The 23,671-nt window shown below is 73.6% G+C and carries 19 protein-coding genes and 1 tRNA gene; 9 read left to right on the plus strand and 11 right to left on the minus strand.

What is annotated here, in order from left to right:
- Positions 1-691 precede the first annotated feature (691 nt).
- Positions 692-820 carry a hypothetical protein gene (locus ACIBPB_RS28910; protein ID WP_396842606.1) on the plus strand — a complete coding sequence of 43 codons (129 nt, stop codon included), beginning with the start codon at positions 692-694 and terminating at the stop codon, positions 818-820.
- 73 nt (positions 821-893) lie between these two features.
- Here the strand turns inward: ACIBPB_RS28910 and ACIBPB_RS28915 are convergent.
- Positions 894-970: transfer RNA gene (locus ACIBPB_RS28915), tRNA-Thr, on the minus strand.
- Between the two features lie 365 nt (positions 971-1,335).
- Here ACIBPB_RS28915 and ACIBPB_RS28920 point away from each other — a divergent pair.
- Positions 1,336-2,427, plus strand: a complete 1,092-nt coding sequence (locus ACIBPB_RS28920) for a sn-glycerol-3-phosphate ABC transporter ATP-binding protein UgpC (protein ID WP_357316643.1) — start codon at positions 1,336-1,338, stop codon at positions 2,425-2,427.
- A 166-nt stretch (positions 2,428-2,593) separates the two neighbouring features.
- On the plus strand, positions 2,594-4,546 hold the full coding sequence (locus ACIBPB_RS28925) for a hypothetical protein (RefSeq protein ID WP_396842607.1): 1,953 nt from the start codon (positions 2,594-2,596) through the stop codon (positions 4,544-4,546).
- A gap of 93 nt (positions 4,547-4,639) precedes the next feature.
- Here ACIBPB_RS28925 and rlmB read toward each other — a convergent pair whose 3' ends face one another.
- The gene (gene rlmB, locus ACIBPB_RS28930; RefSeq protein ID WP_396842608.1) at positions 4,640-5,755 is read right to left on the minus strand and encodes a 23S rRNA (guanosine(2251)-2'-O)-methyltransferase RlmB; all 1,116 of its coding nucleotides are present in this window, start codon (positions 5,753-5,755) and stop codon (positions 4,640-4,642) included.
- Entirely contained in the window at positions 5,755-7,170 is a 1,416-nt protein-coding gene (cysS, locus tag ACIBPB_RS28935) for a cysteine--tRNA ligase (protein WP_396842609.1), read from the minus strand. The genes rlmB and cysS overlap by 1 nt, the downstream gene beginning before the upstream one ends.
- Positions 7,171-7,233: 63 nt before the next feature.
- Here cysS and ACIBPB_RS28940 point away from each other — a divergent pair, with 63 nt between their 5' ends.
- Positions 7,234-7,881 carry an IclR family transcriptional regulator gene (locus tag ACIBPB_RS28940; protein ID WP_396842610.1) on the plus strand — a complete coding sequence of 216 codons (648 nt, stop codon included), beginning with the start codon at positions 7,234-7,236 and terminating at the stop codon, positions 7,879-7,881.
- Between the two features lie 11 nt (positions 7,882-7,892).
- Here ACIBPB_RS28940 and ACIBPB_RS28945 read toward each other — a convergent pair whose 3' ends face one another.
- Together ACIBPB_RS28945 and ACIBPB_RS28950 are read right to left on the minus strand one after the other, a co-directional pair.
- Positions 7,893-8,594, minus strand: coding sequence for an HAD family hydrolase (locus ACIBPB_RS28945; RefSeq protein WP_396842611.1), 702 nt, complete (start codon positions 8,592-8,594; stop codon positions 7,893-7,895).
- 13 nt (positions 8,595-8,607) lie between these two features.
- Positions 8,608-9,564 (minus strand): EamA family transporter, encoded by a 957-nt coding sequence (locus ACIBPB_RS28950; RefSeq protein ID WP_396842612.1) that lies wholly within the window; start codon positions 9,562-9,564, stop codon positions 8,608-8,610.
- An 84-nt stretch (positions 9,565-9,648) separates the two neighbouring features.
- Here ACIBPB_RS28950 and ACIBPB_RS28955 point away from each other — a divergent pair, with 84 nt between their 5' ends.
- On the plus strand, positions 9,649-10,194 hold the full coding sequence (locus ACIBPB_RS28955; RefSeq protein ID WP_357316670.1) for a CGNR zinc finger domain-containing protein: 546 nt from the start codon (positions 9,649-9,651) through the stop codon (positions 10,192-10,194).
- Here the strand turns inward: ACIBPB_RS28955 and ACIBPB_RS28960 are convergent.
- The 6 genes from ACIBPB_RS28960 to ACIBPB_RS28985 all read right to left on the minus strand — a co-directional run bounded on the left by ACIBPB_RS28960 (position 10,161) and on the right by ACIBPB_RS28985 (position 19,360).
- A complete protein-coding gene (locus ACIBPB_RS28960) occupies positions 10,161-10,757 on the minus strand; it encodes a GNAT family N-acetyltransferase (RefSeq protein ID WP_396842613.1) in 597 nt (198 codons plus the stop codon). The genes ACIBPB_RS28955 and ACIBPB_RS28960 overlap by 34 nt on opposite strands.
- A 149-nt stretch (positions 10,758-10,906) precedes the next feature.
- Positions 10,907-12,316 (minus strand): class II fumarate hydratase, encoded by a 1,410-nt coding sequence (locus tag ACIBPB_RS28965; RefSeq protein WP_396842614.1) that lies wholly within the window; start codon positions 12,314-12,316, stop codon positions 10,907-10,909.
- A gap of 39 nt (positions 12,317-12,355) precedes the next feature.
- Positions 12,356-15,346 (minus strand): BTAD domain-containing putative transcriptional regulator, encoded by a 2,991-nt coding sequence (locus ACIBPB_RS28970; RefSeq protein ID WP_396842615.1) that lies wholly within the window; start codon positions 15,344-15,346, stop codon positions 12,356-12,358.
- Positions 15,347-15,590: 244 nt separating this feature from the next.
- Positions 15,591-17,258, minus strand: coding sequence for a fumarate hydratase (locus ACIBPB_RS28975; RefSeq protein ID WP_396842616.1), 1,668 nt, complete (start codon positions 17,256-17,258; stop codon positions 15,591-15,593).
- A gap of 66 nt (positions 17,259-17,324) precedes the next feature.
- A complete protein-coding gene (locus ACIBPB_RS28980) occupies positions 17,325-18,707 on the minus strand; it encodes a hypothetical protein (protein ID WP_396842720.1) in 1,383 nt (460 codons plus the stop codon).
- Positions 18,708-18,829: 122 nt separating this feature from the next.
- Complete coding sequence (locus ACIBPB_RS28985) at positions 18,830-19,360, minus strand: Lrp/AsnC family transcriptional regulator (RefSeq protein WP_396842617.1); 531 nt, start codon at positions 19,358-19,360, stop codon at positions 18,830-18,832.
- A 140-nt stretch (positions 19,361-19,500) separates the two neighbouring features.
- On the opposite strand from ACIBPB_RS28985, the gene hppD reads away from it, so the two are divergent.
- The 4 genes from hppD to hisC are packed head-to-tail and all read left to right on the plus strand — an operon-like array spanning position 19,501 to position 23,575.
- A complete protein-coding gene (hppD, locus tag ACIBPB_RS28990) occupies positions 19,501-20,706 on the plus strand; it encodes a 4-hydroxyphenylpyruvate dioxygenase (protein WP_357316695.1) in 1,206 nt (401 codons plus the stop codon).
- A gap of 10 nt (positions 20,707-20,716) precedes the next feature.
- Positions 20,717-21,412 (plus strand): RDD family protein, encoded by a 696-nt coding sequence (locus tag ACIBPB_RS28995; RefSeq protein WP_396842618.1) that lies wholly within the window; start codon positions 20,717-20,719, stop codon positions 21,410-21,412.
- 55 nt (positions 21,413-21,467) lie between these two features.
- A complete protein-coding gene (locus ACIBPB_RS29000) occupies positions 21,468-22,475 on the plus strand; it encodes an RDD family protein (protein WP_396842620.1) in 1,008 nt (335 codons plus the stop codon).
- A complete protein-coding gene (gene hisC / locus ACIBPB_RS29005; protein ID WP_396842621.1) occupies positions 22,472-23,575 on the plus strand; it encodes a histidinol-phosphate transaminase in 1,104 nt (367 codons plus the stop codon). The genes ACIBPB_RS29000 and hisC overlap by 4 nt, the downstream gene beginning before the upstream one ends.
- Positions 23,576-23,671 lie beyond the last annotated feature (96 nt).

Here is a 23,671-nt window from a genome sequence, read left to right on the forward strand (position 1 = left end):
TATGGGTGCCGGTGGTGTTCGAGGTGACGGTGCGGTCGGCCTCGGCGTGCGCGACGCCGGTCATGGTGGCCGAGACGGCAGCCAGCAGGACGGCGGTGGCAGCGCCTACGAGCAGTCTGAACCGGCCGCGACCGCGGCCACCTGGGCGGGCGGGAGCATCGTTCATGGGTGTCACCTACTCGTGAGACCTGGCGGACGAGCCAGGCGGTGATCGGGGGTGGTGGTGCGACGGCGCTGACAGCCGTCGATGAGCATCGTGATTCAGCGTTCATCGCATGTCAACAATTTCCGGAACGACTCCGGAACCAATCTTCCCGACGATCTCCCTGATTAGCACTGGATCGCCGGTCTCTCCGGAAGGGCCGATCCAGCATGACGGGTAGCGATCTCCGAAAGTTTTCGGAGCCGTACCGAATGATCTGCTGGCAGGCCACCGGCGGGCCGCTCCGCGGCCGGGCACCAGCTATCTGGGCCATTCGCACCGGTCCGGCCTACTGGGCGAGTGAACGCCAGCAGGCTGAGCGGGCTGCGCTCGCCGAGGTCTGGCAGGACACGGCCCGGTCTTCCCCTCCGAGCGGGGCACCCCGTTGAAGCCGACCAACCTCAGCCGCTCGTTCGCTCGGCTTCGGGAGACCGCCGGTCTGCCCCGTGCCGCCTGCACGACCTGCGGCACACGGTCGTGTCCCTGCCGATGGAGCTGGGCGTCCCGCCGCACGTCGTCCAGGCCATCGCCCGGCACGCCGACGTGAAGGCCTACGCCCACGCCAACCTTGATGCCATGCGTCAGGCGCTCGGCAAGCTCGACGGGCGGCTGTCGTGACCCCCGTTGCTGTCAGCGTTGCTGTCCATGCGCCGTCTCGTGGCAGCCAGCGCCGCAAGATGCCTGATGGAATTGGAGCCCCCGGCCGGGATCGAACCGGCGACATCTCGCTTACAAGGCGAGTGCTCTGGCCAGCTGAGCTACAGGGGCGCGTGGTGCCGCCGTCAGCATAGCGAGTGACGTCCGAAAATCCCGCTCGGCAGGCGTCCCGAGCACGGAAAACGTCAATTTCCGGACCCGGCCAGCTTCGGATCGGTGTCGGGTCGCCGCCGGCACCGAGGAGATTGATGCCTTGCCGTGCCCGTGTGCCCGGAATGCGCTATGCCGGCCGTCCCACCCTTGGCACCCCGTCTTGGCAGCGCCGCCAAAGCCGTTTACGGTGCAGTGACACGGACGACACTCCGGTCGGCCTCGGCTGCCCGGGTGACGCCCGGCTGGCCGGCACCGTAGGTGCCGGTCGCTCCTTCACTCGGATCGTCCGGCACGTTCCTGCCGGTGAAAGGAAGCGCTTCACCATGGCTACGGTCACCTACGCGAAGGCGTCCCGGATCTACCCGGGTACCGACCGCCCCGCGGTCAACCAGCTCGACCTCCAGATCGGCGACGGCGAGTTCCTCGTCCTCGTCGGCCCCTCGGGTTGCGGCAAGTCCACCAGCCTCCGGATGCTCGCCGGCCTCGAGGACGTCGACGACGGCGCCATCTACATCGACGACCGGGACGTCACCCACCTGCCGCCGAAGGCCCGTGACATCGCGATGGTCTTCCAGAACTACGCCCTCTACCCGCACATGACGGTGTACGAGAACATGGCGTTCGCGCTCAAGCTGCGCAAGACCTCGAAGTCGGAGATCGACCGGCGGGTCAAGGAGGCGGCCGGGCTGCTCCAGCTGGAGGAGTTCCTCAGCCGCAAGCCGAAGGCGCTCTCCGGCGGTCAGCGCCAGCGGGTCGCCATGGGCCGCGCGATCGTCCGCGAGCCGCAGGTCTTCCTCATGGACGAGCCGCTGTCGAACCTCGACGCCAAGCTGCGCGTGCAGACCCGTACCCAGATCGCCTCGCTCCAGGCCAAGCTGGGCGTCACCACCGTGTACGTGACCCACGACCAGGTCGAGGCCATGACCATGGGTCACCGGGTGGCGGTCATGCTCGACGGCGTGCTCCAGCAGGTGGACACCCCGCGGGCGCTCTACGACACCCCGGCCAACGTCTTCGTCGCCGGCTTCATGGGCTCCCCGGCCATGAACATCAAGACCGTGCCGCTGACCGAGCAGGGCGCCGCGTTCGCCGAGCTGCACATCCCGCTGACCCGCGAGCAGGTGGCCGCCGCGCGGGCCGAGGGCGGCGACGGCAAGGTGACCGTCGGCTTCCGTCCGGAGGACTGCGACCTGGTCAGCCCGACCGAGGGCGGCATGCCGGTCGTGGTCGAGCTGGTCGAGGACCTGGGTTCCGACGCCAACGTCTACGGCCACGCCGCGCTCGAGGGCCACAACGAGCGGTTCGTGGTCCGCACCGACCGGCGCACGATGCCGAACATGGGCGACACCGTGTTCGTCAAGCCGCGTACCGGCCGCAGCCACGTCTTCCACGCCACCACCGGCACCCGGATCTGACGTACGCCGAAAGGGGCGGTCCGCATCGGCGGGCCGCCCCTTTCCGTGTGCCCGGGTAGGTGTCCCCGGCGGCCCTTCCCCCGGAGGGCCGACTGCAACCGGTCGTGCCCGTGGCGCGTGTCGTGTCTGCTTTTTCGGACAGCGGGAGTTGCGGGGGACACGACACATGCAGGTGTTGCTGGCGTACGGGTTCGACCGGGCGCCCGAAGCGTCCGAGGTGGCCGAACGGCTCGACCGGGTCGCGGCCCATTACCGGCCGTTGTGGCGGGCGCCGGTGGCCCGGCACGGCGTGGCCGCGGGCCGGACCGGCCTGCACCTGTGGGACGCGGTCTCGTCGCCGTGGCGGTGGCCGTCCTGGCAGCAGGCGCCCGACCTCGCCGCCGCGACGCTCTACCTGCCCCTCGGGTACGAACGCCTGGTCGGCCGAATCGCCCCGGAGCGGGCCGCGCTGCCCCTGGCCAGGGCGTTGATCGACCGGCCCGCCGGGGTGCTCGAGCTGACCGCCCCGTTCGTGGTGGCCTCGCTGGCCCCGGACACCGGCCGGCTCCGGCTGCACACCGACGGGATCGGCCTCGGCCGCCTGTACGAGCTGCGTTTTCCCGGCGGCTGGGTCTGGTCGAACCGGCCGGCGGCGGCCTGTCGGTTCGCCGGCATCCGGGCCCGGCCGGACCGGGACGGCTGGCGGATGTTCGCGGCGACCGGCTGGTTCCAGGGCGACCGGACCCCCTTCACCGGCGTCTTCACCGTGCCGGGCGGCGCCACCGTCGGCTACGACCCGCAGGGCCAGGGCCGCACCCAGAGCGTGATCGACGCGCTGGCCGCGTGGGCGGTCGGCCGGGGCGGCGACGCCCTGGCGCCGGACCGGGTCGACGAGGTGGCCGACGGCCTGCGGGAGCTGGCCCGTTCCCTGGGCAGCATGTGGTCGGGTCGGGTCCTCATCGGGCTCAGCGGTGGGCGGGACTCCCGGCTCTGCGTCGCGGCGGCGCTGGCGGCCGGGCTGGACCTGCAACTCTTCACCAACGGTTCGGAGCCGGGCGAGGCCGAGGTCGCCGAAGGGCTGGTCGCCGCGCTCCCCGACGACCTGGCCCGTCGGGTCCGCCACCGGGTCGCCCGCCCGCGGCCGGGCGGTCCCGCGCAGGCGCAGGGCCTGGCCCTCGACGCGCCCATCCTGCCCAACGCGCTCGGCTGGCACCGCTCGCACGAGGGGCTGCGCGCGGAGACGTACCTGCCCAGCCCGGCCCCGGCCGGCCTCGACCACCCCGATTTCCTCACCGTGAGCGGCGCCGCCGGCGAGATCGCGCACGGCTTCTACTACCCCCCGGACTACGCCGAGCTGAGCCAACTGCCGCACGTGGACCGGCTCGACGCGTTCGCCGAACGCCTCTGCGCCCGGATCCTGCTCAAGCGCGGGCTGTCCGACGCGGCCCGGGCGGCGTCCACGGCGGAGATCCGGCACCGGCTGGACGAGGCGTTCCGGAAGGGTCTCGACGACGCCAGGATGCTGGACCACTTCTACGCCACCGAACGGCTCCGCCGGTGGAGTTCGGCGGCCGACCGGATCGGCACCATCGTCCCGCTGCTGGCTCCGGAGTTCGTCCGGGCGGCCTTCGACCTCACCCCGGACCAGCGGCGCGAGAACGCGCTGCACCGCGCGGTGACCGCACGGCTGCTGCCGCAGTGGCGGGACCGGCCGTACTACCAGCGGCCGGCCGGGCTGGTCAGTCCGGCGCTCGCGCCCCGGCTGGGCGACGCGCCGGACCGGGACCTCATCACGGCCCTCGTCGCCGACCGGGCGGGCTGGGCGGACGCCTTCACCCCGTCGGTGGTGAACCGCGCCTGGGCACGCCTGCTGGCCGGAGCGGGCCGCCCGGCCGACGAGCGGCTGCTCCAGCGGGTCATCTGGCGCGCCGTCTTCGCGGACTACCTGGCCGAGGTCAACGACGAACCGCCGGTGCACCGGACGCCGCGTACCCCGGCACCGGCTCCCCCGCCCAGGCAGCCGGCACCGCAGGTCACCGACCCGTCGTCGGCGGGCCCCACCGTGCGGGGCCGGCGCTTCGTGGCGCGCGGCCTACGCCGGGTCGCCCGGGCGCTCGACCCGGCCCCCAGCGCCCGCTGACCGGACCGGGCGTCCGCCCCCCGCTGACCGGATCGGGCGTCCAGCGCACCGCTGACCGGACCCGGCGCCCAGCGCCCGGTCCGGACCGGGCGGTCAGGCCTCGACGGCGCGGCGGCGGGCGACCTCGGCGAGGGTGACCGCCGCGGCCACGCTGGCGTTGAGCGACTCGACCTCGGAGACCATCGGGATGCTGACGGTCAGGTCGCAGGTCTCGCCGACCAGCCGGGACAGCCCGCGCCCCTCCGAACCGACCACCACGACCAGCGGGCCGACCGCGGCCTCCAGGTCGTACAGGTCGGTCTCGCCGTCGGCGTCCAGGCCGACCACGACGAAGCCGGCCTCCTTGCACGCCTTGAGCGACCGGGTCAGGTTGGTGACCTGGGCGACCGGCACCCGCGCGGCCGCGCCGGCACTGGTCCGCCAGGCGGTCGCGGTGATCCCGGCGGCCCGCCGCTCCGGTACGAAGACCCCCTGCGCGCCGAACGCGGCGGCCGACCGGATCACCGCGCCGAGGTTGCGCGGGTCGGTGACCCCGTCCAGCGCGACCAGCAGCGGGGCGGCCTGCTCCAGCGCGGTCGCCACCAGGTCGTCGAACGGCTCGTACGCGAACGGCGGCACCTGGAGGCCGACGCCCTGGTGCAGCACCCCGCCGGTCATCCGGTCCAGCTCGCTCCGGCTGACCTCCAGGATCGCGATGCCCCGGTCGGCCGCGGTACGCACGATCTCCTTGACCCGGTCGTCGACGTCGATGCCCTGCGCGGTGTAGAGCGCGGTCGCCGGCACCTGGGCGCGCAGCGACTCCAGCACCGGGTTGCGCCCGACCAGCAGTTCGGGACTGTCCTTGGCCGGGTTCGACTTCCGGCCCGGCGCGACCCGGGGACCACCCCGACCGGCCGGCTTGCCCTTGCCGCCCTTCAGCGGCGCACCGGCCCGGGTGCCCTTGCCCCAGGTGGTGTCCTTGGTGCCGGGCTGGCCGATCTTGGGGGCGCGCCCCTCCTCGGCCGCCGCCCGGCGCTCCTTGTCCTGCTTCCAGGCGGTGCGCTGGGGGAGCTTCTCGGTGCCCGAGTACGCCTTGTGCCAGGGCCGCTCGTCGGCGGGCAGGGTGCGGCCCCGGCCGGCCAGAGAGTCCTTGTTCTTGCCGCCGGAGCCCTTCGGGGCGCTCGCCTTCGGGGCCAGTCGCCGGCCACGGCGCTGTGAGTTGCCGGCCATCAGTCCTGCTCTCCAATAGTCCAACGCGGGCCCTGGGGGGTGTCCTCGACGACCACGCCGGCCTGCTTGAGCTGGTCGCGTACCGCGTCGGCGGCGGCCCAGTCCTTGCGGCTGCGGGCCTGCGCACGCTGCTCGAGGGCGAGCGCGATCAGCGAGTCCACCACACCGCGCAGGTCGCCCGCGCGGTCGCCGCCGGTCCAGGCCGGGTCCAGGGGGTCGACGCCGAGGATATCCAGCATCGACCGGGTGGCGGCCAGCGTCGTGCGGACGGTCACATCGTCGCCGGCGGTCAGCGCGGTGTTGCCGTCGCGGACCACCTCGTGCAGCGTGGCCAGCGCGGCCGAGGTGTTGAGGTCGTCGTCCATCGCCGCCACGAAGCCGGCCGGCAACTCGCCGAGCGGCCCGGCGCCGACCCGCTCGGCGGCCCGCTGCACGAAACCCTCGATCCGCCGGTACGCCACGGCGGCCTCGCGCAGCGCGTCCTCCGAGTAGTCGATCCGGGACCGGTAGTGCGCGGCGACGTAGTAGTAGCGCAACTCCACCGGGCGCACGCCGAGGGACGCCACGTACTCCAGGTCGAGTGTGTTCCCCAGCGACTTGCCCATCTTGGTGCCGCCGATGCCGAGCAGGCCGTGGTGCACCCAGTAGCGGGCGAACGGCAGGTCGGCCGCCTGGGACTGGGCGATCTCGTTTTCGTGGTGCGGGAAGATCAGGTCGAGCCCGCCGCCGTGGATGTCGAACTCGGCGCCCAGGTAGCGCCAGCACATCGCCGAGCACTCGATGTGCCAGCCCGGCCGGCCCCGGCCCCACGGCGACGGCCAGTAGGCGTCCGCCGGCTCGTCCGGCTTGACGCCCTTCCAGAGCGCGAAGTCGCGCGGGTCCCGCTTGCCCCGCTCGGGCGCGTCCCCGGCGGACTGCATGTCGGCCGGCGACTGGCCCGACAGCGACCCGTACGCCGGCCAGGAGGCGACGTCGAAGTAGACGTCGCCGGAGCCGTCGGTGGCCGGGTAGGCGTGCCCGGTCTCGATCAGCCGCGCGATCAACTGGTGCATCTCCGGGACATGCCCGGTGGCCCGCGGCTCGTACGTCGGCGGCAGCACGTTCAACGCCCGGTAGGACGCCAACAGGACCTGCTCGTTGACGTACGCGATCGACCAGAACGGCCGGCCCTGCTCCATCGCCTTGACCAGGATCTTGTCGTCGATGTCGGTCAGGTTGCGGACGAAGGTGACCTCGAAGCCGGACGCGATCAGCCAGCGGCGGAGCACGTCATAGTTGACCCCGGAGCGAAGGTGGCCGATGTGCGGCGGGCCCTGGAGGGTGAGACCACACAGGTAGACCCCCACCTTGCCGGCTTCCCGCGGGACGAAGTCCCGCACCGATCGGGTGGCGGTGTCATACAGGCGTAGCGTCACCGTACAAGGGTAGCCGTCCGCGCATCCCGAGGTCGTCCGGAGCCGGGTCGTACGCTGCGTGCTGTGGACACGGCGGCACGCACCCCGGAGACGGCGCAGACCCTGGACCGCGGGCTACGCCTGCTGCACCTGGTCGCCGACGCGCCGCGCGGGCTCACCGTCACCGAGGCGGCGGCCCTGCTCGGCATCGGCCGGGCGGCGGTCTACCGGCTGGTGGGCGCGCTGACCGGGCACGGCATGCTGCGGCGGGACGCCGAGGGCCGGCTACGGCTCGGCGCCGGTGTGCTGCACCTGGCCCGGCGGGCCCAGCCGCTGCTCGCCGAGGGGGCACTGCCCGCGCTGCGCCGGTTGGCCGAGCAGGCCGGCGCGACGGCCCACCTGACCGTGGTGGAGGGTGGCGAGGGGGTCGCCCTAGCGGTGGTCGAGCCGAGTTGGACGTCGTTCCACGTGGCGTACCGGTCCGGGTCCCGGCACCCGCTGGAGCGGGGCGCGGCGGGCCGCGCGATCCTGGCCGGGCGGGCCGGGCAGGCGGGCCCGGTGAGCAGCACCGGGGAACTGCAGTCCGGGGCGTACGGGGTGGCCGCCCCGGTGCTGGGCGTGGCCGGGCTGGAGGCGAGCGTCGGCGTGGTGGCCCTCGCCCCGCTGGACGTCACCACCGTCGGCCCTCAGGTGAGCGCTGCCGCCGAGGCGGTCGCCGCAGCGCTGCGCTGACGGGGCGGCCGCTACCCCGCCACCGTCGCCGACGCCGCGGGCAGCGCGGCGAGCGCCGGGGCGAGGTCGGCCAGCGTGGTCACCTCGGCGTCCGGCCGCACCTCCGGCGGGCAGGGCAGTCCGTGCCGGTTCAGCCAGATGCCGCGTAGGCCGGCCCGCTGCGGGCCGACCACGTCGTGGGCCAGCGAGTCGCCGACGTACGCGATCTGCTCCGCCGGTACGCCCGCCGCCTCGACGACGGCGGCGTAGAACTCCGGGTCCGGCTTCTTCGGCAGGCCGCCCTCGTGCGCGTACCGCTCGAAGGCGAACTCGCCGGCCAGGCCGCAGCGTTCGGCGCGGCTGTTCCCGTTGGTGGCGTAGCCCAGCAGGTAACGCGGTCGCAGCGCGGCCAACGCGGCCAGCGCGTCGGGGTAGGGCCGGGTCAGCGCGAACCGTCGGGCGAAGAAGAGGGCCGCCAACTCGTCGAGGTGATCGTCCAGGCCGACCCGGGCCAGTGAGCGGGCCAGCGCCGCCCGCCGGACCTCCTGCACCGGCGCCGCGCTCCGGTCGCCGAAGACCGAGTGCCAGTCCGACTCCAGGTCCGCGAGGGACACTCCGGCCGCCGCCGGGGTCAGCCGCCGCATCTCCTCGAGTACGGCCACCAGCCCTCCGGTCACCGCGGGACGCAGGTCGAGCAGGGTCTCGTCGGCGTCGAACACCACCACCGTCAGCACGGCGCCCAGCCTCTCACGCCAGGGCCGGCTCGTCGGTCCGCTCCTCGGTCGGTTCGGGGCGTCCACCGCGCAGTTCGTCGAGCCGGACCAGGGCCACCCCGACGATGATGAGCGCGCCGCCGAACAGTTGGATCGTGGTCGGCAGTTCGCCCAGCACCAGCCAGGCGATGAGTACCGCGAACATCACCTCGGTGAGGCCGACGAACGAGGAGAGCCGCGCGCCGAGTAGCCGCGCGCCGGCGACCCCGGTCAGGTAGGCGACCACCGCGGCCACCAGGGACAGGCCGGCGATCGGTACCAGCCAGCTCAGCTGGTGCCCGGCGAAGGTGACGTCGGCGGCGCCGGCGCGCAGTGGGAGCAGCCCGACGAGGCCGAGCAGGAGCAGCACCACGGCACCGACGGCCATCCCGCCGCTCGCCATCACCACGGAGGGCAGCGCCGGGTCGATCCGGCCGGCGATGACGTAGTAGCCGGCGAGGCCGACTCCGGCGCCGAGTCCCCAGAGCACGCCGACCGGGTCGAGCCGGCCGGCGCCGGTGAGGTCCAGCACGAAGAGCAGGCCGCACAGGGCGGTGACCGAACCGGCGACGGTGAGCAGCCGGGGCCGCTGGCCGTGGACCAGCCACATCCAGCCGACCACCAGGACGATGCCGAGGTACTCCAGCAGCAGCGCGACGCCGACGGGCAGGTAGCGGACCGCGTTGAAGAAGCACGCCTGGGCCAGGGCCACGCCGAGCAGTCCGAACACGACGATCGTGACGGTGTTGCGGCGTACCACCGGCCACCGGCCGCGCAGCGCCAGCAGGGCCGGCACGGCCAGGACGAGGGCGGCGATGCCGACCCGGGCCAGCACCACCGCCTCGGCGGACCACTCGCCGGTGATCAGCGGCCGGGCGAAGGTGCCCGAGGTGGCGAAGGTGAGCGCGGAGAGCAGGGCGAGGCCGAGGCCGACACCGGGCCGTTCCCGCATGGACAGCTCCTTGTCCGACCGGTGGTCATGAGTGAAAGACGGGTATGCTGATGACGCTAGGCCAGTGCCGTGACAGGAGTCAAGTTGCTTTTCGCCCATGACACCGAGTGTTCCCTGATCGCCGCCGCGGCGCTGGTCAACACCGCTGACCCGGGCCGGGAAGGGCTGCCCGACGTGGCGGCCCTGGACCGGTTCTTCAGCGCGCACGCCTGGACCGGCCGGCACGAGCACACCGACGCCGAGCTGCGCCAGGTCCGGGCCCTGCGGCCCCGGCTGCGCCGGCTCTGGCACACCGACGTCGACGAGGTGGTGGCGATCGTCAACGGGCTGCTCCGCGAGTCCCGCGCGCTGCCCCAGCTCATCCGGCACGACGACGAGCCGTACCACCTGCACGCGGTGCCCCGGGACGCGCCGCTGGCGACCCGGATGGCGGTCGAGGCCGCGATGGGCGTCGCCGACCTGGTACGCGCCGGTGAACTGGGCCGGCTGCGGACCTGCGAGCACCCGGACTGCCACAACGTGCTGGTCGACCTGTCGAAGAACCGGTCCCGGCGGTTCTGCGACGCCGGCTGCGGCAACCGCGCCGCCGTCACCGCCTATCGGGCGCGCAAGGCGGCGTCCCACTCCTGACGGACCCCGGGCCAGTCCGCCCGGCACAGCTCGTACTCCACCTCACCGTGCTCGGTGCCGGGGATCGGGTCGTCGAAGACCAGGTGGAAGGTGCGCAGGTAGCGCAGCCCGGCCCGGGCCATGACCGCGCGCGACCGGTCGTTGACCGCCATCGTCTGCGCCCAGACCCGCCGTACGCCCACCCGGTCGAAGGCGTGCCGGACCAGCGCGCGGGCCCCCTCGGTGGCCAGGCCGCGGCCCCACGCCGCGCGGCGCAGCCGGTAACCCAGCTCCCCCTCGGTGCCGTCGTCGGCGGGATCGAGGGCCAGCCAACCGAGGAACTCGTCGGTGACCCGGTCCAGCGCGGCCCACCGGCCGAGCCCGGGGTGGCGGTCGTACTGGCCCAGCAGCCGGGGCAGGTGCTCGTCCCGGACCGCCGCCACCGGGGTCGGGCGACCGCCGGTCAGGTAGCGCATGACCTCCGGGTCCCGGTCCAACTCGACCAGGCGGTCCACGTCGTCCATGGTGAACCGGCGCAGCCGCAGCCGCGCGGTCTCCAGCAGCATCCCACCGTCGTCACGCACGCCCGGATCATCCCCCGCGCCGCCGGCCCCGGCGAGCGAGTTACCACGGCGGCGCGGCCGACGCCCCGCTCGACGTGCGGCACGCCGGGTCCGCGCGGGGAGGTCGCCGACCGTACGGGCGGAGCCGGACCCGGAGTGGCTCGGGCCGGTCAGGGGTGGGTCATCCGGAGCAGGTCCAGGGCCTCGTCGAGCTGGGTCTCGGTGAGCTTGCCGGAGTCGACGTGCCCCCGGGAGATCACCACCTCGCGGATGGAGACCTGCTTGGCCAGCGCCTCCTTGGCGATCGAGGCGGCCTCGTCGTAGCCGAGGTGCCGGTTGAGCGGGGTGACGATCGACGGCGAGCCCTCGGCGTACGCCAGGCAGACCTCGGCGTCCGCGACCAGGCCGGCCACCAGCCGCTCCGCGAAGAGCCGGCTCGACGCGGCCAGCAACTTGATCGACTCCAGCAGGTTGCGCCCCATCACCGGGAGCATCACGTTCAGCTCGAAGTCGCCCTGGGACCCGGCGAACGCCACCGCCGCGTCATTGCCGATCACCTGGGCACAGACCTGCCGCACGGCCTCGGCGACCACCGGGTTCACCTTGCCGGGCATGATCGACGAGCCGGGCTGGAGGTCCGGGATGCGCAGCTCCCGCAGGCCCGCGCGCGGGCCGGAACCCATCCAGCGGATGTCGTTGGCCATCTTGTACAGCCCGACGGCGATCGTGCGCAGCTGGCCCGAGGTCTCCACCAGGGCGTCCCGGGCGCCCTGCGCCTCGAAATGGTTGCGCGCCTCGCTCAGCGGCAGCCCGGTCGACTCGCGCAGCTTCCCGATCACCTTGCCGGCGAAGCCGAACGGGGTGTTGATGCCGGTGCCCACCGCGGTGCCGCCGAGCGGCAGCTCGGCCAGCCGGGGCAACGCCGCCTCCAGCCGCTCGACGCCGTAGCGGACCTGCGCGGAGTAGCCGCCGAACTCCTGGCCCAGGGTGACCGGGGTGGCGTCCATCAGGTGGGTACGCCCGGCCTTCACCACGGTCTCGAACTCGGCAGCCTTCTCCTCCAGCGCCCCGGCCAGTTGCTTGAGCGAGGGAATCAGATCCTCCACCACGAACTGGGTGGCAGCCAGGTGGATCGAGGTCGGGAAGACGTCGTTGCTGGACTGCGAGGCGTTGACCTCGTCGTTCGGGTGCACGTTGCGGCCCAGCTCGCGGCTGGCCAGGGTGGCGATCACCTCGTTGGCGTTCATGTTGGACGACGTGCCCGACCCGGTCTGGAAGACGTCCACCGGGAACTGGTCGTCGTACCCGCCGTCGGCGACGTGCGCGGCGGCGGTGGCGATCGCCGCGGCCACGTCCGCCCCGATCACCCCCAGCTCGCCGTTGACCTGGGCGGCGGCCCCCTTGATCTGCGCCAGCGCCTTGATCTGGGCCGGTTCCAGTCCCCGGCCGGAGATCGGGAAGTTCTGCACCGCCCGCTGGGTCTGCGCCCGCCACAGCGCCTCGGCGGGTACCTCCACCTCACCCATCGAGTCGCGTTCGATCCGGTATCCGGTCGCCTCTGGAGTCGTCACGCGTACCATCCTGCCGCGCGTCCCGCCGGGCCGCAGGGAAAGCCGGCCTCACCCCAGCTCGGCCAGCAGCTCCGCGGTCTGCCGCTGATCCGGGGACTCGAGCTGCTGGAACAGCGCCAGCGCCCGGCCGGCGTACGTCCGGGCCTGGGCCGGGTCACTGTGCCGCAGGCAGCGGGCGATGCCCTCCAGCGCCCGGGCCTGCTCGTAGCGGGCACCGACCCGGGTGGCGTCGGCCAGCACCCGCCGGTGCAGGTCCAGCGCGCTGGCCGCGTCACCCTGGTCGAGCAGGGCGCGGGCCAGCAGGTTGCGGGAGGCACACTGCCCGGTCCGGTCCCCGATCTCGATCATCGCCACCAGCGCCTCCCGGTGGCGTCCGGCAGCCGCCACGGGCCGGCCGTCCTCGCGCGCCATCACCCCGATCTCGTTGAGCAGCTCGGCCTCGCCGAACCGGTTGCCGACCCGGCGCTTCAGGTTCACCGCGATGCGCAGCAACCGGCGGGCCGGCTCACGGTCGCCCATCCGGTGCCGGATCATCCCGAGATGGGCGACCGCGTTCGCCATCGGTCGCGGGTCGCTGCACTGCCGGGCCAGCAGCAGGTGGTACCGCGACGTCCGCAGGGCCTCGTCGTACCGGCCCCAGAGCAGCAGCGCGATGGACTGGTTGTTGAGCAGGTTCGCCGCCTGTTCGGTCTCCTCCGGCAACCGGGCCAGCCGCAACGCCGCCTCGGCGCTCTCGACGCCGCGCCGGTAGTCGTCGGCGCAGGCGTAGGCGGCCGCCAGGTTGCAGAGCGCGTGCACCGTCTCCCGCCGCTGGCCGAGCCGGCGGTAACGGTCCACGACCGCCTCCATCACCTGGGTCGCCTCGATCACCCGGCCCTGCCGGTAGTAGGCCGAGGCCAGGTAGTTCATGGTGATCGCCGACGCCTCGTCGTCGCGCAGCGCGTCGGCGGCCCGCCTGGCCACCTGATGCGTCTCGACCAGCTCGTCGAGATGCCCGCCGGTGTAGTTGGACCACCAGAACGCCCGCGCCAGCTGCCAGCAGTGCCGGAGGAAACCCTCGTTCTCGGCCACCCGGACCAGCGCGGTCACGCCGCTGCGGTGCTCGTCGAACCAGGCCGCGCCCTGCCCCGCGCAGGCCGTGACCAGGTCGGGACGCCGCGGCGCGGGCATCCGGGCCAGCGTCTGGATGCTCGGGCCGGCTTCCAGCCGCCGGGCGATCGCGGTGGCCACATGCAGGTGATGGTCGAGCAGCAGCTCCAGCCCGACCCGGCGCTCGTCGGACCGCTCGGGCTCGGCCAGCAGCCGCCGGGCGTACTCGCGCAGCAGGTCGTGCAGCCGGTACCGGCCCGGCTCCACCTCCTCCGCCAGGTGCGCGTCCACCAGGTCGTCGAGCAGGTCCTGCGCCTCGGCGAGCGGCAGGTCCGTGAGCGCCGCCGCCACCCGGTTGTCGAACCGGGCGCCGGTGTGCAGGCCGAGCAGCCGGAACAGCCGCTGCACCGGCGGCGCCACCTGGGCGTACGACAGCGCGAAGGCCTGCCCGACGGAGCGTTCGCCGGCCCCCAGCTCGGCCAGCGGGTCGCGCCCGGCGGAGAGGCGCTCGGCCAGGTCGGCGATCCGCCACCGGGGCCGGTGGGCCAGGCGGGCGCCGGCCAGCCGGATCGCCAGCGGCAGGTACCCGCAGCGGCGGACCACCTCGGCGGCGGCCGCCGGCTCGGCGGCCACCCGGTCCCCGCCGGCGACCCGGGCCAACAGCTCGACCGCCTCGTCGGCGTCCAGCACCGGCAGCGACGACGGGCGCCCGTCGTCGAGCCCGAACAGGCGGCGGCGGCTGGTGACGAGGACGACGTTCTCCGCCCCGCTGGGCAGCAGGGGGGCCACCTGCTCGGCGCTGGCCGCGTTGTCCAGCACCACCACGGCCCGGCGCCGCGCCAGCTCGATCCGCCACACCGCCAACCAGTCGTCCACGTCGAGGGGGGTCCGTTCGGGCGCGACGCCGAGCTGCCGGAGCAGCGTGGCCACCGCCGCGACCGGGGTGAGCGGCGGGCGGTCGCTGTGCCCGTGCAGGTCGATGTAGAGCTGCGCGTCGGAGAACCACTCACCGAGGGCGCTCGCCAGGTGGACGGCGAGCGTCGTCTTGCCGCTCCCGGCCATCCCGTCGATGAGCTGCACCCGCGCCTCGTCCTCCACGATCTCCTTGACCAGCCGGGCCACCGTCTGCTGCCGGCCGGTGAAGTCACTGATCGCCCGGGGCAGCGACCGGACCGGGACGACGGCGGCGGGGAGAGCTTTGGGGCCGCTCGTCGTGAGGTCACCGGCGAGCACCCGCTGGTGCAGCTCCTGGAGCGCCGGGCCCGGTTCGATGCCGAGTTCGTCGGCGTGGATCCGGCGGCCCTCCCGGTAGACGGCCAGCGCGTCCGCCTGCCGGCCGAGCGCGGTGAGGGCGAGCATGAGCTGGCCGCGCGTCCGTTCCCGCAGCGGGTGGCGTTCCACGCTCTCGACCAGCTCGTCGAGCACGTCGGCCGCCTGCCCCAGCCGCAGCTCGACGTCGACGCACTCCTCGAGCACGGCGAGCCGCTGCTCGTCGAGGGCCTGCGCCCGGCGCCGTACGCTGCGGCTGGCGATCCCGCCCAGCGCGGGTCCCCGCCAGAGCCCCAACGCGGTCCGGTAGTGCCGGCGGGCCTCGGCGGGCCGCCCGCCGGCGAGCGCCGCCCGGGCGGCGTCGACCTCCCGGGCGAAGACCCCGACGTCCAGGTCGGACGCGTCGACCCGGATGCCGTAGCCGGCCGGATCGGTGACGATGCTCTCCGCGGGCAGCCCGAGCGCGGCGAAGCGCTGCCGCAGCCGCGACACGCAGATCTGGAGCTGGGTACGGGCGGTGGCCGGGGGCCGCTCCTCCCAGACCGCGTCGATCAGCTCCTCGACGGGCACCACCCGGCCGGGCCTCAGCAGCAGCAGGGCGAGCACGGTCCGGTCCCGGCCCGCGGTGACGGTGGTCTCCCCACCGCCGACCCGCAGTGGACCCAGGATCCCGAACCGCATCCGCACCCCCGTATGTGCAACTTCCAGGAGCGTAGCCCGCCCGTCACCGAGCGGCGCGGGTGAACGATAGCGATCTGATAGCGGATCGACAGCGGCGACCCCGAGACTCGTTCCGGGTTGTCGGTAACGGCATCCGACGGGGGCGGTGCGCCCGTCCGGGATCCTCCGGGCGGGCGCACCGATGTCGACAGGCGGCAGCCGGGCAGGGCGTCGAACCGGCCCGGTCGCCCCCTTTCCAGGTACGTCAGCGCCGGCCGACGGTGAGCACCGGCTTGGTCACCTCGGCGAAGAAGTCGTTGCCCTTGTCGTCGACCACGACGAAGGCCGGGAAGTCCTCGACCTCGATCTTCCAGACCGCCTCCATGCCCAGCTCGGGGTATTCGAGCACCTCGACGTGCTTGATGCAGTCCTGGGCGAGCCGCGCGGCCGGGCCGCCGATCGAGCCGAGGTAGAAGCCGCCGTGCTGCTGGCAGGAGCGGGTGACCTGGGCGGACCGGTTGCCCTTCGCCAGCATCACCATCGAGCCGCCGGCCGCCTGGAACTTCGCCACGTACGCGTCCATCCGCCCGGCGGTGGTGGGGCCGAAGGAGCCGGACGCGTAGCCCTCGGGGGTCTTGGCCGGGCCGGCGTAGTAGACGGCGTGGTCGCGCAGGTACTGCGGCATCGGCTCGCCGGCGTCCAGCCGCTCGGCGATCTTGGCGTGCGCGATGTCCCGGGCCACGACGAGCGGGCCGGTCAGCGAGAGCCGGGTCTTCACCGGGTACTTCGACAGCTCGGCGCGGATCTCGTCCATCGGGCGGTTCAGGTCGACCCGGACCACCTCGGAGCTGTCCAGGTGCGCGTCGGTGACGTCGGGCAGGTAGCGCGCCGGGTCGGTCTCCAGCCGCTCCAGCCAGACACCGGACGGGGTGATCTTGGCGACCGCCTGCCGGTCGGCGGAGCAGGAGACCGCGATGGCGACCGGGCAGGAGGCGCCGTGCCGGGGCAGCCGGACCACCCGGACGTCGTGGCAGAAGTACCGCCCGCCGAACTGCGCGCCGATGCCGAAGTTGCGGGTCAGCTCCAGCACCTCGGCCTCCAACTCCAGGTCCCGGAAGCCGTGCGCGGTCATCGAGCCCTGGGTCGGCAGGCCGTCCAGGTATTTGGCGGAGGCGTACTTGGCGGTCTTCAGCGCGTACTCGGCCGAGGTGCCGCCGATGACGACGGCCAGGTGATAGGGCGGGCAGGCCGCGGTGCCGATGAGCCGCAGCTTCTCCTCCAGGAACTGCATCATCCGCGTCGGATTCAACAGCGCCTTGGTCTCCTGGTAGAGGTACGACTTGTTGGCCGAGCCGCCCCCCTTGGCCATGAAGAGGAACTTGTACGCGTCCGGGTGCCCGTCCGGGTCCTCGGCGTAGAGCTCCACCTGGGCGGGCAGGTTGCTGCCGGTGTTCCGCTCGTCCCACATGGTCAGCGGGGCGAGCTGGGAGTAACGCAGGTTGAGCCGGGTGTACGCCTGCCACACACCGCGCGAGATCGCCTCGGCGTCGGCGCCGTCGGTGAGCACGTGCCGGCCGCGCTTGCCCATCACGATCGCGGTGCCGGTGTCCTGGCACATCGGCAGCACCCCGCCGGCGGCGATGTTGGCGTTGCGCAGCAGGTCCAGCGCGACGAACCGGTCGTTCGGCGAGGCCATCGGGTCGTCGATGATCGACCGGAGCTGAGCCAGGTGGGCCGGGCGCAGGAAGTGGGCGATGTCGTGCATCGCCTCGGCGGTCAGCGCGGTCAACGCGGCGGGCTCCACGGTGAGGAACCGGCGACCACCGGGGCCGTTGACGACGTCGACGCCCTCATCGGTGACCAGGCGGTACTCGGTCTGGTCGGGACCGGTCGGCAGCAGAGGGGCGTACGAGAAGGCGGCGGCACTGCTCATGAGCGAAAAGCCTAGGGCAGAGCTGTCGATCGGTGACACCCGCCGGGGTCCCCTGGGACGCCGCTCTCACCCACCGCCGGGACAGAGCTCGTTCTTCGGCCCGCAGTCGCCCTGCTGGGACGGGGGAAGGCGGGTGCCGCCCGGCCCCGGTCCGGGGAGGCCGTCCCCGGCCGCGGGCGGCACGACGGCGCCGCCGGCGCCCCAGCGGACGTACCCGATCTCGCGCCCCTCGCCGATGATCATGCCGTTCGGGCCGACGGCGAGGGCGTTCGCGGAGGTCCGCAGCACGACCAGTTCCCGGCCGCCGGCCGGGGTGACGGCGATCAGCCGGGACGGCTTCTCCTCGGCGATCAGCGCCGCGTACGGGGTGAGCGCCGCACCGCTCTTCCCGCCCGCGGGCCGGCTCCAGCCGGCCCGGTCGACGCCCAGCTCGCGGCCGACGATGGTCCGCTTGTCGGCGCTGCGTACCAGCGCGTACCGGTCGTCGACGGCGAGCAGCTTCTCCCCGTCCGCGCCGACCAGGAGCAACCGGCCGTCGTACCCGTCGAGCACCGCCTCGCGGCCGTCCGGGCCGACCCCGATGAGCACGTTCCGGGCGCCCTGCGGGTCCTCCCGCTGCACGCAGCCGGCGTAGTCGGCGGTCCGCAGGTTCACCCCGGTACGCCGCCACACCTGCTGCCCGGTGGCCGGATCGACGGCGGAGATGTCGAAGTAGCAGCTCCCGTCGCGGGAGGTGGCTCTGATCCGGAGCAGCCGGCCACCGATCACCGCCAGCCGCTCCTCCCGGCCGGGCTGGACGTTCTGCAGCACCCGGCCGGTGGCGGTGTCCACCACGTGCACCCGCCCGTCCACCGGGAACCCGAGCAGCGGCGGGACGTCCTCCGGACCGGCCACCCCGTCGTCGATGCGCGGCGCGTCGAGCCGCCGGGTGCCGAGCAGCTCCGGATTGTCGGCGAGCAGCCCGCTGTGCACGCCGGGCAGGAAGGCCGTCCAGAGTGGCCGGGTCCCGCGCGGCTCCCAGGCGCTCAGCGTGCAGTCGGTGGCCGCCACGCAGCGGACGTCGAGCAGCAGGTCGCGATACGTCCACACGGCCACCGCCCGGTCGTCGCGCCGGCGTACCGCGCCGGTGGCGGGGTCGAGCAGCTCGTACCCCTTGACCAGGAGCTTGCCCACGGCGACGACCGGGTCCCGGTCGCCGCCGGCCACCGCCGCCCAGTCGGCCTTGCGCTCCCAGAGCTGGCTGCCGGTGGCCAGGCTGCGCGCCTCGACCCGGGTGCGCTGCTCGACGACCACCGTGTCGCCGGCGATGGTCACGCTTCGCGGCGTGCCGCCGACCCGCTGCTGCCAGACCACGTCCGGCTCGGAGATCGGCTCGCTCCGGTCGACCCAGTCCCACATCCTCGGGAACGGGTTCCACACCCCGGTGGCGGCGAGAATGACCACGGTGATGAGCCCCAGCAGCAACCAGCCGCGTACGCCAAGGCCCTTCACACCGCACACGGTAGCGACGATCACCGCCGCGCCGAGGACCCGAACGGCCGTGTCGCGTAGCTTTCTCGGCCGCCGCCGTGCTAAGCGGGGCTCCCCGCGCCACCTCCGGGGGGCACGCGGGACCCCGCCCGGGCCGCGGAGCGGACCAGGGGCAGCGTGCGGTACGGGATCTGCTCGGCCAGCGCGATGATCGTCGAGGCGCGGCGGATGCCCTCGGAGGAGACGATCTGGTCGATCACCCGCTGGAGGTCGGTGTTCGACCGGGCCACGATGCGGCAGAGCAGGTCGCTGGAGCCGGTGATGGTGTGCGCCTCCAGCACCTCGGGGATCGCCGCCAGGTGCGCGGTCACCGGGTCGTGCCCGTGCCGCTGGCTGATCTCCAGGGTGACGAAGCTGGTCACCCCGAAGCCGATCGCGGCCGGCGAGATCTCCGGGCCGAAGCCGCCGATGACCCCCCGGTCGACCAGCTTGTCGAGCCGGGCCTGGACGGTGCCCCGGGCCACCCCGAGCCGGCGGGAGCACTCCAGCACCCCGATCCGCGGCTCCTCGGCGAGCAACGTGAGCAGCCGTGCATCAAGCTCGTCGAGCTGTACATCCTGACCAGCACTCATGGGTAAACACCCTACCGAATGCACAAGCTGACCAGGGTTTTCCGCAACTGTTGCCCAACGATCGGCCGCCCAGCGATCCTCGCCACAACAGCACACCCAGGGCGGCCCACGAGGCCGGCCGGTACGCAAGGGAGGCCACCATGACCCAGGCGATCGACCGACCCCAGTCGACCGACGAGATCGACGCCGACGTCCTCATCGGCGCCGTCGACCACGACATCACCCGCGACCCGTTCCCGGTCAAGGGGCTCGACCACGTGCACTTCCTGGTGGGCAACGCCAAGCAGGCCGCCCACTACTACTCCACCGCGTACGGGATGACCTGCGTGGCGTACCGGGGCCCGGAGCAGGGCTACCGGGACCACGCCCAGTACGTGCTGACCAGCGGTTCGGCGCGGTTCGTGCTGACCGGCGTGGTCCGCCCCGGCGCCGAGGGCGCCGCGCACGTGGCCGCGCACAGCGACGGCATCTCCGACATCGCGCTGGAGGTGCCGGACGTCGACGCCGCGTACGCGCACGCCACCGCGCAGGGCGCCACCGGCCTGGTCGAGCCGCACGACGTCAGCGACGAGCACGGCACGGTCCGGATGGCGAGCATCGCCGCGTACGGGGACACCCGGCACACGCTCGTCGACCGGTCCCGCTACACCGGCCCGTTCCTGCCCGGCTTCGTGGCCCGCGGCCCGATCGTGGACCGGCAGCCGATGATCGACGCCGGCCTCCAGCCGAAGCGCTTCTTCCAGGCCGTCGACCACGTGGTCGGCAACGTGGAGCTGGGCCGGATGGACGAGTGGGTCGAGTTCTACAAGCGGGTCATGGGCTTCACCAACATGGCCGAGTTCGTCGGCGACGACATCGCCACCGACTACTCCGCGCTGATGAGCAAGGTGGTCGCGAGCGGCACCCGCAAGGTGAAGTTCCCGCTCAACGAGCCGGCCATCGCCCGCAAGAAGTCGCAGATCGACGAGTACCTGGAGTTCTACCAGGGGCCGGGCGCCCAGCACATCGCCGTGGCCACCAACGACATCCTGGCCAGCGTCGACGCCATGCGCGCGGCCGGCGTCGAGTTCCTGGACACCCCGGACTCCTACTACGAGGACCCGGAGCTGCGGTCCCGGATCGGCAACGTGCGGGTGCCGATCGAGGAGCTGCAGTCCCGCAAGATCCTGGTCGACCGGGACGAGGATGGCTACCTGCTCCAGATCTTCACCAAGCCGGTGCAGGACCGCCCGACCGTCTTCTTCGAGCTGATCGAGCGGCACGGCTCCCTCGGCTTCGGCAAGGGCAACTTCAAGGCCCTGTTCGAGGCGATCGAGCGGGAGCAGGAGAAGCGCGGCAACCTGTAACACTGTCGGCGTGACCCACCCTTCCCCGAGCACCCCGCCGCCGCCCGCCGGGCCCCCGCCCGTGGGCGGCGGCTTCGCGCCGCCCACCCAGTACGTCCCCCCGGCGTACGCGGGACCGCCGGGCTACCCGCCCCCGCCGCCCGGGTACGCCCCGCCCGCCGGGTTCGTGCCGCCGGCCCTGGCCCCCAACGGTCAGCCGCTGGCCGGCTTCGGCGAGCGGCTGGTGGCCTGGCTGATCGACTCGATGGTCGCCTCGGCGGTGGCCATGGTGCTCTTCGCGCCGGTCTTCGTCTGGTTGGTCGTCCGGACGATCGACCAGATGCCGATGCCCGGCCCGGACGGGACGGTGCCCGAGCCCGACCCGTCGATGTTCTTCACCGACCTGTTCCTGCCGATCCTCCTCGCCGAGCTGGGGATCTTCGCGGTCCTGCTCGTCTTCTACTGGCTCTACCACGTCGAGTACGCCCGCCGGACCGGTCAGACGCTGGGCAAGAAGGTGATGAAGCTGCGCATCGTCCCGGTCGAGCCGGGTGCCGCGCTGACCCGGGGTCACCTCGGCCGGCGGTACCTGGTGGAGTTCGTCGCCGGGTCGCTCGTGCCGTTCGCCAGCTACGTCGACGGGCTCTGGCAGCTCTGGGACAAGCCCTGGCAGCAGTGCCTGCACGACAAGGCCGCCGGCACGGTCGTCGTTAAGGTTGCACCGTGAGCGTGAGGAGCGAGCCGGGTCTGCGAGCCCCGCAGTCGCGAACTGAGGTGGCACCGTGAGTGTGGAACCTGGCTGGTACGTCGACCCCGCCGACCCGGAGACCCGCCGGTACTGGGACGGGGAGGGCTGGCTCGGCGCGCCCATCCCGGTCGACGCCACCCCGCCCGAGGGTCCGCCGCCGCCGGAGCCGGCCCCCGTCGCGGTCCCGGCTGCCCCGCCGCACACCGCTGCCCCGCCGCACACCGCCGCCCCGGTCAGCGGCCCGCACCCGGGTCAGCCGGGCGGGTACCCCGGTCACGGCGGCCCGTACCCCGGGCCGCCGGTCGGGCGGCCCGGCCCGGCCGGCGCCTGGCCGCCGGGCCCGGGGCCGCACCCGGGGCGGCCGGTGGGCGGGCCCGGGCAGCCGTCGGGACCTCCGCCGGGCTGGCCCTACCCGACCTGGCCGGCGCGGCCGCCCGAGCCGCGCCCACACGGGCTGCCGCTCGCCTCGTACGGTGCCCGGCTGGCCGCCCGACTGATTGATGTCGGCATGCTCGTCCTGCTCAACGCGGCGATCAACGGCTGGTTCATCTGGCGCTTCTTCGTCGAGTGGTCCGCGCCGTGGCAGGAGTACTGGCGCCGGGTCAGCACCGGGGATCTCAGCAACGAGCCGCTGCCGCCCCCCGGCGAGCAGTTCGGCGGGCTGCTCCTCGCCGTCCTGCTGATCGCCACCGCGCTCTGGTTCGCCTACGAGGTGCCGTCGATGGCCGCCCGGGGGCAGACCTTCGGCAAGCGGCTGATGGGCGTCCGCGCGCTGCCCGTGGAGGCGGACCAGCCGCTCGGCTTCGGCCGGGCCACCCGCCGGTGGAGCACCCTCGGCATGCCGACCCTGTTCTGGGCCTGCTGCGGCTTCGGGCTGCTGCTCCAGTTCCTCGACGCCGTCTCGGCGCTCTTCGACCAGCCGCTGCGCCAGGCGCTGCACGACAAGCGGGCGCAGACCGTGGTGGTCCAGCTCTCCGGCGCCCGGCCCGAATCCGGTACCACCCCGCGCGACCGCGCCAACCCCCCGGGAGACACCCCATGAGCGACACCGGACGTCACCAGCCTGCGCTGCGGCTGACCCGCGCCGACCTGGACGCGCTGCCCAACTACGTGCCCGGGCGCAGCCCCGCCGACCTGGCCCGCGAGCTGGGCCTGCCGGAGGCGATCAAGCTGGCCAGCAACGAGGTGCCCTACGGCCCGCTGCCCGGTGTGGTGGAGGCGGTGGCCGAGGCGGTGGCCGGCTCGCACCGCTACCCGGACATGGGCGTGGTGGCGCTGCGCCAGGCCCTCGCGGAGCGGTACGGCGTGGACGCCGACCGGATCGCCACCGGCTGCGGCTCGGTGGCGCTGGCCGAGCACCTGGTCCGGGCCACCTGCCTGCCCGGCGACGAGTTGCTCTACTCGTGGCGGTCGTTCGAGGCGTACCCGATCATCGCGGCGACCAGCGGCGCGACGAGCGTGCGGGTGCCGAACGACGCGGGCCACGGTCACGACCTGGCCTCGATGGCGGCGGCGGTGACCGACCGGACCCGGATGATCCTGGTCTGCAACCCGAACAACCCCACCGGTACGGCGGTCCGCAAGGCCGAGCTGGACCGCTTCCTCGACGCGGTGCCGGACGACGTGCTCGTGGTGATCGACGAGGCGTACCGGGAGTTCGTCACCGACCCGGAGGTGCCGGACGGCCTCGGCTACCTGGACCGGCCGAACGTGGCAGTGCTGCGCACCCTCTCCAAGGCGTGGGGCCTGGCCGGGCTGCGGATCGGCTGGCTGGTGGCCGCGCCGACGGTGGCCGCCGCCGTGCGCAAGGTGGTCACGCCCTTCTCCACCAGCATGGCGGCCCAGGCCGGTGCGCTCGCCGCGCTGGCCCAGGCGGACGAGGTCGAGCGCCGCTGCGCGCTGGTCGTCGCCGAGCGGGACCGGGTCACCGAGGCGGTCCGCAAGTTCGTCCCGGACGTGCCGGCCAGCCAGGCCAACTTCGTCTGGCTGCCGCTGGGCGACCGGGCGGTGGACTTCGGCAAGGCGTGCGAGGCCCGTGGGGTGATCGTCCGGCCGTTCCCGGGCGACGGCGTACGGGTCACCATCGGCACCCCGGCCGAGAACGACGCCTTCCTGGCCGCCGCCGAGGCGGCCCTGGCCTGAGCGGCGTGAGCCGGGGCCGGTCCGTCAACCCCATAACGGACCGGCCCCGGGGCCTGCACCCGGACACCGGTCCCGGCGGCGGTAAGGGTGAGAAGT

It is taken from the genome of Micromonospora sp. NPDC049836 (assembly GCF_044465125.1).
Classification (GTDB): Bacteria; Actinomycetota; Actinomycetes; order Mycobacteriales; family Micromonosporaceae; genus Micromonospora.

Bases quoted from the DNA above. Each gene is read 5' to 3' on its own strand.
- ACIBPB_RS28910 (WP_396842606.1), top strand. From the start codon at position 692: ATGGAGCTGGGCGTCCCGCCGCACGTCGTCCAGGCCATCGCCCGGCAC.
- ACIBPB_RS28920 (WP_357316643.1), top strand. From the start codon at position 1,336: ATGGCTACGGTCACCTACGCGAAGGCGTCCCGGATCTACCCGGGTACC.
- ACIBPB_RS28925 (WP_396842607.1), top strand. From the start codon at position 2,594: ATGCAGGTGTTGCTGGCGTACGGGTTCGACCGGGCGCCCGAAGCGTCC.
- rlmB (WP_396842608.1), bottom strand. From the start codon at position 5,755: ATGGCCGGCAACTCACAGCGCCGTGGCCGGCGACTGGCCCCGAAGGCG.
- ACIBPB_RS28950 (WP_396842612.1), bottom strand. From the start codon at position 9,564: ATGCGGGAACGGCCCGGTGTCGGCCTCGGCCTCGCCCTGCTCTCCGCG.
- ACIBPB_RS28965 (WP_396842614.1), bottom strand. From the start codon at position 12,316: ATGGTACGCGTGACGACTCCAGAGGCGACCGGATACCGGATCGAACGC.
- ACIBPB_RS28970 (WP_396842615.1), bottom strand. From the start codon at position 15,346: ATGCGGTTCGGGATCCTGGGTCCACTGCGGGTCGGCGGTGGGGAGACC.
- ACIBPB_RS28975 (WP_396842616.1), bottom strand. From the start codon at position 17,258: ATGAGCAGTGCCGCCGCCTTCTCGTACGCCCCTCTGCTGCCGACCGGT.
- ACIBPB_RS28985 (WP_396842617.1), bottom strand. From the start codon at position 19,360: ATGAGTGCTGGTCAGGATGTACAGCTCGACGAGCTTGATGCACGGCTG.
- hppD (WP_357316695.1), top strand. From the start codon at position 19,501: ATGACCCAGGCGATCGACCGACCCCAGTCGACCGACGAGATCGACGCC.
- hisC (WP_396842621.1), top strand. From the start codon at position 22,472: ATGAGCGACACCGGACGTCACCAGCCTGCGCTGCGGCTGACCCGCGCC.